Source organism: Gramella sp. MT6 (assembly GCF_019357415.1).
Classification (GTDB): Bacteria; Bacteroidota; Bacteroidia; order Flavobacteriales; family Flavobacteriaceae; genus Christiangramia.
Map to the genome: position 1 here is coordinate 342,147 of NZ_CP048410.1, position 13,644 is coordinate 355,790.

The 13,644-nt window shown below is 37.4% G+C and carries 15 protein-coding genes; 11 read left to right on the forward strand and 4 right to left on the reverse strand.

The features are described from left to right. Positions 1–8 precede the first annotated feature (8 nt). The 5 genes from G3I01_RS01540 (at position 9) to G3I01_RS01560 (ending at position 3,364) form a co-directional block, all read left to right on the forward strand. Positions 9–386, forward strand: a complete 378-nt coding sequence (locus tag G3I01_RS01540; RefSeq protein ID WP_219550507.1) for a TonB family protein — start codon at positions 9–11, stop codon at positions 384–386. 24 nt (positions 387–410) lie between these two features. Continuing rightward, the gene (locus tag G3I01_RS01545; protein ID WP_219550508.1) at positions 411–821 is read left to right on the forward strand and encodes an energy transducer TonB; all 411 of its coding nucleotides are present in this window, start codon (positions 411–413) and stop codon (positions 819–821) included. A gap of 96 nt (positions 822–917) precedes the next feature. Further along, positions 918–2,081 (forward strand): ergothioneine biosynthesis protein EgtB, encoded by a 1,164-nt coding sequence (gene egtB, locus G3I01_RS01550; protein WP_219552741.1) that lies wholly within the window; start codon positions 918–920, stop codon positions 2,079–2,081. Between the two features lie 13 nt (positions 2,082–2,094). Next, complete coding sequence (locus G3I01_RS01555) at positions 2,095–3,063, forward strand: L-histidine N(alpha)-methyltransferase (protein WP_219550509.1); 969 nt, start codon at positions 2,095–2,097, stop codon at positions 3,061–3,063. Between the two features lie 19 nt (positions 3,064–3,082). Next, on the forward strand, positions 3,083–3,364 hold the full coding sequence (locus G3I01_RS01560) for a DUF427 domain-containing protein (RefSeq protein WP_219550511.1): 282 nt from the start codon (positions 3,083–3,085) through the stop codon (positions 3,362–3,364). Positions 3,365–3,402: 38 nt separating this feature from the next. Here G3I01_RS01560 and G3I01_RS01565 read toward each other — a convergent pair whose 3' ends face one another. Beyond that, positions 3,403–3,693, reverse strand: coding sequence for an isoamylase early set domain-containing protein (locus G3I01_RS01565; protein ID WP_219550512.1), 291 nt, complete (start codon positions 3,691–3,693; stop codon positions 3,403–3,405). 199 nt (positions 3,694–3,892) lie between these two features. Further along, positions 3,893–4,969: an aminotransferase class V-fold PLP-dependent enzyme gene (locus tag G3I01_RS01570; protein WP_219550513.1), complete on the reverse strand. Its 1,077-nt coding sequence runs from the start codon at positions 4,967–4,969 to the stop codon at positions 3,893–3,895. 63 nt (positions 4,970–5,032) lie between these two features. Between G3I01_RS01570 and G3I01_RS01575 the strand changes: the two genes are divergently transcribed. From G3I01_RS01575 to G3I01_RS01600, 6 genes are all read left to right on the forward strand, one after another. Further along, positions 5,033–5,491, forward strand: a complete 459-nt coding sequence (locus G3I01_RS01575; protein ID WP_219550514.1) for a 2TM domain-containing protein — start codon at positions 5,033–5,035, stop codon at positions 5,489–5,491. Positions 5,492–5,497: 6 nt separating this feature from the next. Beyond that, the gene (locus G3I01_RS01580) at positions 5,498–5,980 is read left to right on the forward strand and encodes a dihydrofolate reductase (protein ID WP_219550515.1); all 483 of its coding nucleotides are present in this window, start codon (positions 5,498–5,500) and stop codon (positions 5,978–5,980) included. Continuing rightward, positions 5,967–6,827: a fructosamine kinase family protein gene (locus G3I01_RS01585; protein ID WP_219550517.1), complete on the forward strand. Its 861-nt coding sequence runs from the start codon at positions 5,967–5,969 to the stop codon at positions 6,825–6,827. Before G3I01_RS01580 ends, G3I01_RS01585 begins: the two co-directional genes overlap by 14 nt. A gap of 97 nt (positions 6,828–6,924) precedes the next feature. Beyond that, the gene (locus tag G3I01_RS01590) at positions 6,925–7,425 is read left to right on the forward strand and encodes a pyridoxamine 5'-phosphate oxidase family protein (RefSeq protein ID WP_219550518.1); all 501 of its coding nucleotides are present in this window, start codon (positions 6,925–6,927) and stop codon (positions 7,423–7,425) included. A 95-nt stretch (positions 7,426–7,520) separates the two neighbouring features. Beyond that, the gene (gene fabD, locus G3I01_RS01595) at positions 7,521–8,405 is read left to right on the forward strand and encodes an ACP S-malonyltransferase (protein WP_219550519.1); all 885 of its coding nucleotides are present in this window, start codon (positions 7,521–7,523) and stop codon (positions 8,403–8,405) included. Positions 8,406–8,617: 212 nt separating this feature from the next. Next, a complete protein-coding gene (locus tag G3I01_RS01600; protein WP_219550520.1) occupies positions 8,618–10,969 on the forward strand; it encodes a hypothetical protein in 2,352 nt (783 codons plus the stop codon). Positions 10,970–11,024: 55 nt separating this feature from the next. On the opposite strand, the gene G3I01_RS01605 is transcribed toward G3I01_RS01600, so the two are convergent. Both G3I01_RS01605 and G3I01_RS01610 read right to left on the reverse strand, forming a co-directional pair. Beyond that, entirely contained in the window at positions 11,025–12,221 is a 1,197-nt protein-coding gene (locus G3I01_RS01605; protein WP_219550522.1) for a hypothetical protein, read from the reverse strand. Positions 12,222–12,335: 114 nt separating this feature from the next. Beyond that, the gene (locus G3I01_RS01610; RefSeq protein ID WP_219550523.1) at positions 12,336–13,619 is read right to left on the reverse strand and encodes an amidohydrolase family protein; all 1,284 of its coding nucleotides are present in this window, start codon (positions 13,617–13,619) and stop codon (positions 12,336–12,338) included. Between the last annotated feature and the right edge of the window lie 25 nt (positions 13,620–13,644).

Consider the following 13,644-nt stretch of genomic DNA (forward strand, 5'->3'; position numbering starts at 1 on the left):
AAATAATTATGAAGAAGTTAGTAGTTATAGCCATTTTTATGATTGGAGGAATTAGCCTGGCCAGTGCTCAGCAAACTTCCCCGGTTTGGCCTGGCTGCGAAAATGCCGAAGATGTAAAAAAATGTTTCAACCAGAAACTATCTCAACACGTTCGTGAGAACTACGAGTATCCTCAAAACGATGCTGGTGAATATATACGGGGGAAAGTGACCATCTCTTTCGATATAAATAAAAATGGCGAGGTTGTTGTAAATTCTATTGAAGGATCTGAACCACAGGTAAATCAGGCTGCCAGGGAAATGATCATAAAAATACCAAAAATGGAACCTGGAACACTGAATGGAGAACCCGATTCGAGAACATTTACCGTTCCTTTTAATCTCTAATTGAATACTTAACGAATAAATATTATGAAAAAATTACTGATAATAGCTTTAATGCTAACCGGAATGACCAGCTTCGCCCAGGATGATGTTGAAGTTAAAGGTAACAAGGTCACGATGAAAGAGACAGCACCGGTTTGGCAAGGCTGTGAGGATAGTGCAGACAAAAAAGCCTGTTTCAATAAAATGCTATCAAAGCATATTAAAGAAAATATCAAATATTCCAAAAATGAAAAGGGTGAGTATATAAGAGGTAAAGCAACCGTTTCTATGGAGGTTAATGAAGAAGGCAAAGTAGTGGTTAACTCGGTAGAAAGTAAATCTCCTGTACTGAAAAAGGAAGCTCAAAGATTGATGGAATCCATACCTCCTATGACCCCAGGAAAACTTGGTGGCAAAGCTAAAGCTATCAAATATACTATTCCTCTTACGTTCTAAGAGCGGAGTTTTAACTCCACCTTAACGACTGATTATCTACGTCGTTTTTAAAAAATTGTAAATTTGAGTGATACCCAAAAGTGTCACTCTTTTTTTATGCTTTCACAAAATCAATTACTACAATTATTTAAAGAGACCAGGGCAGATTCAGAAATGATCTGTTCCTTTCTGGAAACTGAAGATTATGTGGTTCAGCCAATCGTAGATGTTTCCCCTCCCAAATGGCATTTAGGCCATACCACCTGGTTCTTTGAGGAATTCGTATTAAAAAAATACTCTTCAGAACATACCTTATTCGATAAGAATACGGCTTATGTTTTTAATAGTTATTATGAAAGTGTAGGCGAAAAAGTTATACGGACCAATCGTGGTAACCTATCACGCCCAACGGTTGCCTGGATCTATGATTTCAGAGAATATGTCACCGGTAAGATCATAGACCTCATGACCAATAAAGAATTGGATAATGAAGCTTTGGAGGTGATAGAAATTGGTTGCCATCATGAGAAACAGCACCAAGAATTACTTTATACAGACATTAAATATATCCTCGGTAACAACCCGTTATTGCCAAAGTACAATGATGATTTTGAAGAAAATCCTGTTCAGGATTTTGAACGGGAGTGGATAGATATATCAGAAGGGGTTTATGAAATTGGATATAAATCTGATGGTTTTTGTTACGACAATGAAAAGGGTGTGCATAAGACTTATCTGTGTGATTTCAGTATTTCAAGTAAACTGGTCACCAATAAAGAGTTTATTGAATTTATTGAAGCTGGAGGCTATGAAGATGTACTTCTATGGCATGCAGAAGCCTGGGATTGGGTCAACGAGAATAAAATTGATCGTCCCAGTTACTGGCACAAAATTGAAGGAAATTGGCACCAATATACTCTAAACGGACTGGTGAAATTAGTTCCAGAAGCCCCGGTCACCCATATTTCCTATTATGAAGCTTTCGCCTATGCCCAATGGAAAGGAATGAGACTTCCTACAGAAGAAGAATGGGAAACCGCTCAGAAAAATTTTCAATGGGGAAGTCGATGGGAATGGACAGAAAGCGCCTACTCCCCCTACCCTAATTATCAAAAACCGGATGGTGCCCTTGGCGAATACAACGGTAAATTCATGGTGAATCAAAAGGTACTTAGAGGGGGATCTGTAGCCACATCGCGAGACCATACCAGACCAACATATAGAAATTTCTTTCATCCACAGCTCAGATGGCAATTCACAGGCTTCAGACTGGTAAAATAATTAGTAGATTTAAATGAAAAATCAACCAGAAATCATGTTTGAATCGGCCTTTGCTGAGGATACTTTTAAAGGACTTACTAGTGATCCTAAATATTTATTGTCTAAGTATATCTATGATAAAAAGGGCGATAAGCTTTTTCAACAGATCATGGATATGCCCGAATATTATTTAACTACCAGCGAGTTCAATATCTTAGAGTTAAATGCTGAAGATATAGTATCATCTTTCAGCAATGAATCAGGTATAGACCTTATTGAACTTGGTGCGGGAGACGGAAAAAAGACCAAGATACTCCTGAAGAAATTAGTTGAGAAAGGACATAAATTTGATTATCTACCAATAGATATAAGCCAGAATGTACTAGACGAGCTCAAAGAATCTCTGGAAAAGGAAATCCCCGAGGCCAAGGTTAGAGTACAACAGGGAACTTACTTTAAAACCCTGGAAAAGCTCTCAGAATACAATACCAGGAAAAAGGTTATCCTGGTGCTGGGAAGTAATATTGGTAATCTTTCTCATAAAGAAGCAGTCGATTTTCTGGAACATATTGCCCGGGCGATGAGCAAGGAAGACATGTTGTTCATGGGATTCGACCAAAAGAAACATCCACAGAAGATTCTGGACGCCTATAATGATCCTGCAGGAATCACCGAAGAATTCAACAAAAATCTTCTGGTTAGAATAAATTCTGAACTACAAGGCAATTTTGATCCTGACAAATTTCTGCACTGGGAAACCTATGATCCTGAAACCGGTACTGCTAAAAGCTTTTTGGTAAGCAAGGAACAACAACAGGTGAGCATTCAGAAACTCGATCTAAAGATCAATTTTGCTCCATGGGAAACCATTCACACCGAGATCTCTCAGAAATATGACGATTCTGTCGTAAAATGGCTTGCCGATGAGGCTGGCCTCAGCGTAGAGAAGTCTTTCGCCGACAAGGAAAACTCCTATAAAAATTATATATTTAGAAGAAAGTAAATTCTAAATAAGAAATTAGATGAAAGCTATCTGGAAAGATAAAGTTATCGCTGAAAGTTCTAATACAAAGATCGTGGAGAACAACCATTATTTTCCACGAGAGGATATTAAAGAGGAATTCTTTAAACCCAGTGACTCACACACCAGATGCCCATGGAAAGGCAAGGCTTCATACCTTCATATAGAAATTGATGGGGAGCTCAATAAGGATGCTGCCTGGTATTATCCAGAGTCGAGCCATGCTGCGAAACCCATCGAGAACTATGTTGCCTTTTGGAACGGTGTAAAAGTCACTGAGTAAATACAATTTATAATAACCTCAGCAACCATGAAGTTCAATTAAACTTCCAGCACGCTGTTCTCGGCAGCTGCGAAATCATTCCATTGATATCCGTCTGCTTCAATTTCATTTTCCCACTTCCCGTCTATTATATATTTGAACTGATATTTCTGATCTACAGGTAAATTGAACTGAGCCTTGAAATTACCATTCTTAAATTTTTTCAATTCTGATGAATTCCAATCATTAAAATCACCGGCAACTTCAACTTTGCTGGCGTCTTTTGCAGGTACACAAAATGTGATCTTGCATTCCGGTTTAGATTTTAGGTACTGTTTTGTAATTGGCATGACTACTTTTTTTAATAATTCATGCTTCAAATTAAAATAATAAAACCCTATAAAACAATAACAATCAGAATGTTATGTGCATTTTTTCGAATTTCGAAAGTATAAGATGAATTAATAGAAAATTCAGAAATACGAAAACGATTTTCTAATAATAATTAGCATTTTTTAAAGAAGAAAAACCTTTCAAAAAGTCTGAAATTTAGATTTTTAACGCCTTAAAAAGTCGGTTTAGATCTTTTTCTGAATTAAAATAATGCATACTAACCCGAATTCCCTCACCTCGCAGCGAAGTAATGATCCCTTCGCCTTTCAACCTATTAAAAAGCTGTTCATCTCCTTTAATATTGAATAAAGAAGAGTAATCCTCTCGTTGCAGTGTCCATTCCTCTAACAGGCCTGCCTCTGCGAACCTTTCCCGGGCAATAGTTTTAAGCTTATTTATCTTTTCTGAAATAAGCTCCATTCCAGTTTGTTGCAATAGATCTATGGCAACTTTCAGGCTTCCGAAGTTAAGTGTGTCATAATGTCCCGGTTCGAATTTTCCAATGAAATTCCCTTCATGAGCCTTATACTTACCCTGTAAGGATCCAAAACCTAGATTCTTGGGGGAAATTTTTCCCTGTACACTTTCATTAAAAAGAATAAAGCCGTTACCATAACCAGCATTCATCCATTTATAACAACTGCTAACAGCAATATCCAAACCAGAGGCGTCAAAATCGAAAGCTTCAGTTCCAAAATACTGAGTGCCATCAGCTATTAGAATAACATCAGGGAATTTTGCCTTAAGCTTCTTTAAAAATTCGACATTTAATTTCACGCCGTTGATCCATTGTACTAGGCTGAAAGCAAAAAAATGAGGTTGCTCTTTTTCGATCTGAGCTATAATGTTTTCTTCCAGTTTCTCATTTATATCTGCATATACCACTCTAAAATCTCGGGATTCCACGGCCCAATTGATAGAAGGATAATCGTTTTTGAGCAACAACACTTTACTAGGCTTATCAATGCTCTCCAGTATGCTGTTAAAACCATACGAAAAATTAGGCACCAAAGCCACACGGTTTGGAGCGCACATAAAGAACCTACCTACACTCTCCCTTACCCCGGTTAAAATATCTCCCATCTTTTCCTTTAAAAGACTGGCCTTCAGAAAAAAATCAAGATCATGTTCCTGTCGGTATTCCCAGACTTTTTCTGGTAACAGGCCAGATGCCGCGGTATTTAAATATGTATACTGTTCAAGTACAGGAAAGCCTTTTCTTAAATTATCCATAAGCGTTAGGGAGTTCTTTTGATAAAAATGTAAATTTGATACTACACTAATGTAATTGTTATTATGTTTTCTAAAAAGAAAAACACTTCTAAAATAGATTACGAACAAAGGGAGTTATACGAAAACGCCAGGAAAAGAGCCAGACAGAAAAAAAGGTTATTCCAGCATTTCGTTTTTTTCCTGATTGGCGCAGTGCTGCTAATTATTCTTAATGTGGTCATTGGCTATAAAGTCGAATTCAAGCCTTTCGGACAGAACTGGTTCGTATGGGCCGTGCTTTTATGGGGATTGATCTTTCTCATCCATTTCTTTAATGTTATGGTAGTAGATAGCTTTATGGGCAAGGATTGGGAAGCTAAACAAGTGGACCGACTTGTTAAGAAACAAAAAGAAAAGATCACACAACTACAGGAAAAAGTTGAAAAAGATCACCCGGCTCCAAAAGACAGCGATTACATAAAACAAGACCATCCGCCAAAAAGAATCAGCCCTGAAAATCCGGATGAACCAATAAATAGTTAATATTTCATGATTACAATGATTGCTGCCGCGGCAGAAAATAACGCACTTGGGAAAGACAATGATCTCGTATGGCACCTGCCAGATGATTTTAAAAGATTTAAAAGGCTTACCTCGGGGCATCACATAATTATGGGCAGGAAGACGTTTGAATCTTTTCCTAAATTATTACCAGACCGCACTCATATTATCATCACCCGAAAGAATGATTACGATCCTGAGGGTGCTATAGTTGTAAATTCCCTGGAAGAAGCTATACGTGTTTCTAAACTTGATGAGCAACCTTTCATTATAGGTGGAGGTGAGATCTACAAAATGGGAATGGATAGAGCTGAAAGAATTGAACTTACCCGAGTACATGGCGAGTTTGATGCCGACACCTTCTTTCCCGAGATCGATGAAGAAAAATGGAAACTCATAGATGAAAAGTTCCATGAAAAAGATGAAAAGCATGACTATTCTTTTACTTATCTAACTTATGAGCGTAGGTAGGTTTCAGAACATCGTCGAAAATATCGCTGAAGATTTCGGAATTAAACTTTCTGAGGCCTCTCCTCTTAGTGGCGGAGATATCAATGAGGTTTTTCTTCTGAAAACCGAAACTGAAAAATTCGTTTTAAAGCTAAATAATACGAGTAGATTTCCGGGGATGTTCGACGCTGAAAAACTTGGGCTTGAAAATTTAATACAACCCAGGGTGATAGATGTTCCAAAACCTATCCATACCGGGACCGAAGATCAATATTCCTATTTACTTCTGGAGCACAAAGAGTCGGCTTCAAAAAAGCAAGATTTTTGGGAACTATTCGGGGAGAGGTTAGCGAAACTTCACCGGGAAACCCGGGATACATTCGGCCTGGAAAAAGATAATTATATTGGAAGCCTCCCGCAATACAACGAAAACCGAGATTCAGCCGCAGATTTTTATATTGAAATGCGTCTTAAACCGCAAATTGAAATGGCCGCAGATAAAGGCTTTAAATTAAATATTCCGGATCGATTTTTTGAAAATTGCCGGGACCTCATCCCTAATGAACCACCTTCGCTTATACATGGTGACCTGTGGAACGGCAATTATATTGTGAACGCACAAGGTGAGCCCTGTTTAATAGATCCTGCCGTTGCTTATGCTCCCCGGGAAATGGACCTGGGAATGATGAAATTATTTGGAGGCTTCAATGAAAGTCTTTTTAGAGTCTACGATGAAACATTTCCGCTGCAAGAAGGCTGGCAGGAAAGAATTGAGTTATGGCAGCTATATTATCTGCTTGTTCATCTGAATATCTTTGGTGCCGGTTACAAATCCCAGGTAACAAATATCATTCGCAAGTACGGCTGATTTTACACTTCTTAACATCGGCTTTCCTTTTTTTAGCAGTTCCTTAGCGCAATAGCCATTTCTTCTAAAGTATATTCATATCAAATAAAAAATAACTATGAGTACTAAAAATTTATATGACGATAAGGCTAGAGAAAAGATCAAAGAACTTGCAGAAGATATTGATTTTTGCATGCTGGTAACTAATATGGATCAGAAACCTCTAAGCGCAGTTCCTATGTCTACTAAACAGGTAGATGATCATGGTGCAGTTTGGTTCCTAAGTAAGAATTCCAGCGAACACAATAAGAATATTGAAAAAGACAGCGATGTACAGTTGCTATACAGCGGTACTTCTGAAATGGAATTCCTTAGTATCTATGGAGAAGCATTTATCGAAACCAATCGCGATGTGATCCATGAACTTTATTCTAAGGCTGATAACGCCTGGTTCGACGGAAAAGATGATCCTAGTATCACTGCCATTAAGATAAACCCGAAAGAAGCTTATTACTGGGATAATAAAGACAATAAAATGGTCACCTTGTTTAAATTAGGAATGGCCGCAGTAAGTGGTAATAACCAGGATATTGGAGAAAAAGGAAAATTAGAGTTATAAAGACTTGTATTTGTCGGAAGAGACCTCATAGCAGATCATTTGTTATGAGGTCTTTTATTTTATGCCTAATTTTGCTGAGCAAAAAATTAGAATTTATGAAAGCATATATATTTCCGGGTCAGGGAGCACAGTTCACAGGTATGGGACTTGACCTTTACGAAAAATCGGCTGAGGCCAGAGAACTTTTTCAAAAGGCAAATGATATTCTTGGATTTTCTATCACCGATATCATGTTCGAAGGTTCTGCAGAAGACCTGAAACAAACCAAAGTTACCCAACCCGCAATTTTTCTTCATTCTGTAATTTTGAGCAAAGTGCTTGGGGACGATTTTAAACCAGATATGGTTGCTGGACATTCTTTAGGAGAATTCTCGGCCCTGGTCGCGAACAAGACCTTAAGTTTTGAAGATGGTTTAAAACTGGTTTCACAAAGAGCACAGGCAATGCAAAAAGCTTGTGAATTAGAACCTTCTACTATGGCAGCCGTTTTAGGCCTGGAAGATGAAATGGTGGAAGCCGTTTGTGCCGATACTGAAGGTATCGTAGTTGCAGCAAATTATAACTGCCCAGGACAACTGGTTATCTCAGGAGCTTACGACGCGGTAGAAAGAGCCTGTGAAAACCTTAAAGAAAAAGGAGCGAGAAGGGCGATGATCCTCCCAGTAGGTGGAGCTTTCCATTCGCCACTAATGGAGCCGGCAAGAAAAGACCTTGCGGCAGCCATAGAGAATACAAATTTTAATGATCCTACCTGCCCGGTATATCAAAACGTTAGCACATTTGCAGTGACCGATAAGGAAGAGATCAAGAAAAACCTGGTATTCCAATTGACCGCTCCAGTAAAATGGACGCAGTCTGTACAAAATATGATCAAGGACGGCGCTTCAGAATTTATTGAAGTTGGTCCTGGAAAAGTATTACAGGGACTGGTTAAGAAAATAGACCGTAGCGCGCAGACCGCTTCAGCAGGTATCGAATAATTTCGATCTCTTATAATTATAAAGCCCGATCATATGATCGGGCTTTTTTTGTTATACCATAGATTAAATCCTCCACACAGGCATAAAAATATCTCCTTTATTAATCATTTTTTATATCTTTCTACTTCAAGCAATTTTTTATTGCCAATTCAATTTAAAGTGATCATTCTGCCCTACCTATAGATCATTAAAATCTTAACCACTCTATTTACATGCTCAAAGTTACCCCTTTAATTTTGCTGATATTATTTAGCTATTCCGTAAAAATATCTGCTCAGGAGAGAATGGAAGTCAAGCTTCAGGACGATTACGCTAATTACTTTTCGAATCAGGATAAGTCGGTTTTTCTTCATCTTAATAAAACCACTTTTCTGCCAAAAGAAGAACTTTGGTTCTCAGCCTATATTTATCAACCTTTTTTAAATATTCCCGATCTGGAAACTACTAATCTGCAAGTAGCCCTGTTCGATGAAAAAAATAAAAAGATCATTTCTAAAGTAATCCTTACCAATGGAGGCAAAGGAACTGGTTTCTTTAATCTAAGAAAATTTAGACCAGGGACTTATTACCTGGTAGCAAGCCAGGATGGAAAATCAAGTAACTTTTTTCAGCAACCAATCAAAATAGTTTCAGGAACTTCAAAAAGTTCTGCCCCACGAAATTTTGATCTACAGGTGTTACCGGAAGGTGGGCATATGCTTGAAAATACTGAAAATTCGGTTGGATTTAAAATTCTGGATTCAAATGGAGAGGCTAGGGAAATGAAGGGTTATTTACTTGATGAATCGGGAGACACCTTAAAAGTGATCAATTCCAATCAATTTGGAATGGGAAAATTCCAAATCGTTCCAAAGCCAGAAAAAAGCTACCGGTTGATTACCATGATTGACACGATCCAAATTTCAACCATGTTACCAGAAGCAAAAACTACAGGAATCAATCTTTCCATAGAAAGACTTGGAAATGATTATATGGCTCGTATTAATACCAATAAACAAAGCCTGGAGAAGATCTATGATCAAACTTTTAAAATGTTCATTCATAATGGATCTGAAATAAAAACACTGGAATTCAAATTTGATAAAGATGAGCCTAAAAAAGTTATTCCATTAAAGAATCAAATGCTATTTAATGGGATCAATATAGTAACTGTTTTTGATGAGGATTTTAATCCTTTAGTTGAAAGAATGATCTATAAAGACATAGCAAAACGTAGAGTTTCAGTTTCTGCTAATTTCGTAAAAAAGGAAAATGACAGCCTGGTTTTAAATCTTACTACAACTGTAGATTCCCTCAACCCAAATAGCTTGAGCATATCTGTATTACCTTCCGGAAATAAATCTTACCACCCTAGACATAACATCATTTCTCAGTTTGAATTAAAACCTTATATAAAAGGTAATATCGAGCATCCCGAATACTATTTCGCCAGCGATGTCAACTTAAGGCGAAGGTTATATGACCTGGACCTTTTATTACTAAATCAAGGCTGGAGCAAATACACGTGGCCGGAAATTTTTAATGCGGATAAAACAAGTTCATCTTTAAAAAATGGATTTACGGTACAGGGAACCGTTAATAACGATAGTACCGAGCCTGGGGATAAAGTCTTTCTTAAATCTGACGAATTGGGTTTATTCGAAATTGTGAACCTGGATGAAAATAAAAGTTTCAGATTATCAGAACTATTTATTATTGATAGCACGAATATTAATATTGGTGTAACCAGGGGTAAAAAGCAAAAGATCGTAAAACCTAATATCTACGTTAGAGTTCTTCCACCTAATGACAACCTGAGTAATTTGGATATTTCGAAAGAGTCTAATCAAGAAACCTTTCAGCAAGATGGAGGAACAAGCCAGCTTGGTGATTATAGAAACTTTATTCGCACAGGAGAGTCTCTGGATACTATTACAGTTACCGCTACCAAAAAAGAAGAAGTCGATATTGAGAATAATAATTTCGGGACAAAACTAGAGATAGATGATGAAATCAAGAAACAATATCCGTTTGTTACCAGTTATATTTCGATGAATGGCTTTAAGGTAAGGAGGGATAATATGAATGGTCAAATTTATATCTTCAACACGCGGTTTGGCCGTTTAATCGAACCGGTAATTCAGCTTGACGGGGTGAACCTTACCGACAATTCAATCCTCTATGGACTGCAAACATCAGAAATAGAATCGATCTATATCAATAGAAATGGTGGTGCGGTGATGGGAAAAACCAGCTTTGGAGGTATTATAAGAATCAATACTTTATCAGGTCAAAAGAGAGCGGACACCGATGGAAATTACTCTCCCAACACCTATAAATTTCTGTCTAATGCTGGTTTTGCCAGGGATAAAGAATTCTACACGCCACAATATCGTTCCTATACCGATGCTCTATTTACTGATTACGGTGTTATCGACTGGAAAAAGAATATAAGCCTGAATGACAATGGAAAAGCAAGTTTTAAAATCCTGAACACGCTTCAGAATAAGATAGATCTTTTCATTGAAGGCATGACGATCGACGGTAAATTAATTTCCGAAAACATCAGCCTGGAGATAAATTAGAATTGAAAAAGCCCGATCATTTAGGTCGGGCTTTTTATATAATCCTTTTTGATCTTTAGAAAATACTATATCCTACGATAAAAGAAATGGTCTGAAAATCTGAATGCCATCTGGTTTCTCGATTCACAATTATATCCCTTTTTGATCCAACCCGGAACTCTGCCGAATATTTATTTTTGTATTTGAAGCCAATTCCACCGGAAAAATAAGGTTTGTCCGCTAGACCAATGTCATCATAGTGCTGAAGATAGACATCAGATTTAATATTGAAAATTGGCACGAAGGCAGCATTTATAAATATCTTGGAGTCTTCGTTTAGAAATAGATAATGACGAAGTCCAATGGGTACCTCAACCGACGAAAAATCGACCCTTACTTCCTGGTCATATCTTACCTCTTCATAGGAAAAATACTGATAAGCAGGTTCTACAGTAAAAGCCCATTTATTACGATTAAAAGGCAAGACAAATTCTCCTTCAACACCTAATCTAAAACCTATTTCGCTTACTTTACTGAACTCTCTTTTTGAACCTCTACGATCCCCGAAAACTAACTGGAAGGTACTTTGATTTATTCCAGGACGTAAATTCAGGTTTACTTCAAACTTATTATCCCTTTTGGAGTAATCTTTGTAATCTTCATCTTTACATTCATTATAACGCCTGAAAAAATCAATAAGATCATCACGCTTGTAATCTATTTCCTGAAAAACCGGTGATTTTTCAAAATTACATTTAAGATGGTCAAATAACTGTCTTCTGTAAAGGTTGTTTTCCTCAATTTTAGAGTCATCAACTAAATACTTTTTATTAACCAGAGGTTTAATATCCCGGTCTTCCTGGGTGCTATAATAGTATTGATTATTTTTAAATTTGTAGAAATACAGGTTGGCAGTACCTTCAATTAAAACCTGAATGAATTCTCGACTTTCTTTGTAATCAGGATCTTTGTTTTCATCTAGAGATCGTTGAATAGAGCTGGATTGGTCAATTTGAATGATCCGGCTTAAAAATTTAGTATCATCCCCAATGCCCAATTCCTGAACTTCTGAGGCAGAAATACTATTCACTATTCCTTTTTCCGTAAGCTTAAAATTGAATTTCCCTTCCTTTTGGATCGAATTTGAATTCCGAATAAATGCCTCTACTTTGTCCCCAGATTCTTTTATAAAATATCCCTTTTCGTAATTGATCTGGCCAATAGCCATAATTCCGCTAAACAGGAACAAGCCCAGCGTAAGTAATTTTTTCATTCGTGTTTGATTATTTGTTTTAAGGGGCCCAAGATAACCTAACACTAAAGCATAAAATAAGTTTTAATTAAGAAATTTTTAAGATAAAAATCTAAAACACTAAGGAACAGCTAATTATTCATTTTTAAAAATTACTCCCTCTTTCATCACAAACTTAACGTCCTCCAAAGTCTTGATATTTTCGGTTGGATCTTCATCTACCGCGATAATATCTGCATAGAATCCTTCAGACAGCTGGCCACTTTCGCTTTCCATCTTCAGAATTTTAGCAGGTACTATGGTAGCAACCTGGATGGCTTCCATCGCTGGCATTCCTGCTTCTACCATATAACCAAATTCCCTGGCATTTTCGCCATGTTTAAAAACTCCGGCATCGGTTCCAAATACTATTGGAACACCTCGCTTATAGGCTTTTGAAAAAGTATTCTGTATCTGCGGACCAATTTCTCGGGCTTTAGGAACAACCAGCTCAGGATAGTAATTTTCTACTTCCGCTTTTTCAGTTACTTCTTTTCCTGCAGTGATGGTAGGCACAAGATAGGCATCATAATCTTTCATAAGGTCCATGGTTTCCTCGCTCATAAGTGTTCCATGTTCAATGGTCTTCACTCCAGCTTTCACCGCTCTTTGCATCCCTTCATCACCATGAGCATGGGCAGCAACATGAAAACCATAATCGTTCGCCGTACGAACTATCTCTTCGATCTCTTCTTCAAAGAACTGCGGATTCGAACTACTTTTTGCCACGCTCAGAACACCGCCGGTAGCAGTTATCTTAATAAGATCTGCTCCATTCTTATAGCGTTGTCTAACGGCTTTCCTGGCATCTTCTACACTGTTTACCACTCCATCTTTTGGACCTGGGTCGCCTACCATTTCTCTATTCAGACCATTGGTAGGATCGGCATGTCCTCCTGTAGTTGCAAGGGATTTCCCAGCGGTAAAAATTCTAGGCCCCACGATACTTCCCTTATTAATGGCATCTCTCAAGGCAATATTCACACCAGCACCTCCAAGATCTCTAACGGTGGTAAAACCAGCCATAAGCGTTTTTTCTGCAAAACCTACAGAATTAAAAGCATCATCTGCAGGATCATTAGTAAATCTTTGAAGGTATTTACTCGGGTTGGTCTCGCTTTCTATATGAACATGCATATCAGTTAGACCAGGTAAAACTGTTTTATCCTTGAGATCTATGAGCTGATCCTCTGAAGAATCGGGGTCAATAAAACCTTTTTCAATACTTTTTATTTTATTCCCTGATACAATAATAGTCTGGTCTTTAAGGACTTTTCCATTTTTGGTATCTACTAATTTTCCCGCATGAATATAAATTTCCTGCGCCATTAAATTTGTAGTAATAAAAATGGCGGCTAAAATTGCGATCAGTTTTTTCATAAAATATTGGTTTAGTTCTATTGGT

Excerpts from the sequence above, each read along its gene's own strand:
- G3I01_RS01540 (WP_219550507.1), top strand. The coding sequence starts at position 9 with ATGAAGAAGTTAGTAGTTATAGCCATTTTTATGATTGGAGGAATTAGC.
- G3I01_RS01545 (WP_219550508.1), top strand. The coding sequence starts at position 411 with ATGAAAAAATTACTGATAATAGCTTTAATGCTAACCGGAATGACCAGC.
- egtB (WP_219552741.1), top strand. The coding sequence starts at position 918 with ATGCTTTCACAAAATCAATTACTACAATTATTTAAAGAGACCAGGGCA.
- G3I01_RS01555 (WP_219550509.1), top strand. The coding sequence starts at position 2,095 with ATGAAAAATCAACCAGAAATCATGTTTGAATCGGCCTTTGCTGAGGAT.
- G3I01_RS01560 (WP_219550511.1), top strand. The coding sequence starts at position 3,083 with ATGAAAGCTATCTGGAAAGATAAAGTTATCGCTGAAAGTTCTAATACA.
- G3I01_RS01565 (WP_219550512.1), bottom strand. The coding sequence starts at position 3,693 with ATGCCAATTACAAAACAGTACCTAAAATCTAAACCGGAATGCAAGATC.
- G3I01_RS01570 (WP_219550513.1), bottom strand. The coding sequence starts at position 4,969 with ATGGATAATTTAAGAAAAGGCTTTCCTGTACTTGAACAGTATACATAT.
- G3I01_RS01575 (WP_219550514.1), top strand. The coding sequence starts at position 5,033 with ATGTTTTCTAAAAAGAAAAACACTTCTAAAATAGATTACGAACAAAGG.
- G3I01_RS01580 (WP_219550515.1), top strand. The coding sequence starts at position 5,498 with ATGATTACAATGATTGCTGCCGCGGCAGAAAATAACGCACTTGGGAAA.
- G3I01_RS01585 (WP_219550517.1), top strand. The coding sequence starts at position 5,967 with ATGAGCGTAGGTAGGTTTCAGAACATCGTCGAAAATATCGCTGAAGAT.
- G3I01_RS01590 (WP_219550518.1), top strand. The coding sequence starts at position 6,925 with ATGAGTACTAAAAATTTATATGACGATAAGGCTAGAGAAAAGATCAAA.
- fabD (WP_219550519.1), top strand. The coding sequence starts at position 7,521 with ATGAAAGCATATATATTTCCGGGTCAGGGAGCACAGTTCACAGGTATG.
- G3I01_RS01600 (WP_219550520.1), top strand. The coding sequence starts at position 8,618 with ATGCTCAAAGTTACCCCTTTAATTTTGCTGATATTATTTAGCTATTCC.
- G3I01_RS01605 (WP_219550522.1), bottom strand. The coding sequence starts at position 12,221 with ATGAAAAAATTACTTACGCTGGGCTTGTTCCTGTTTAGCGGAATTATG.
- G3I01_RS01610 (WP_219550523.1), bottom strand. The coding sequence starts at position 13,619 with ATGAAAAAACTGATCGCAATTTTAGCCGCCATTTTTATTACTACAAAT.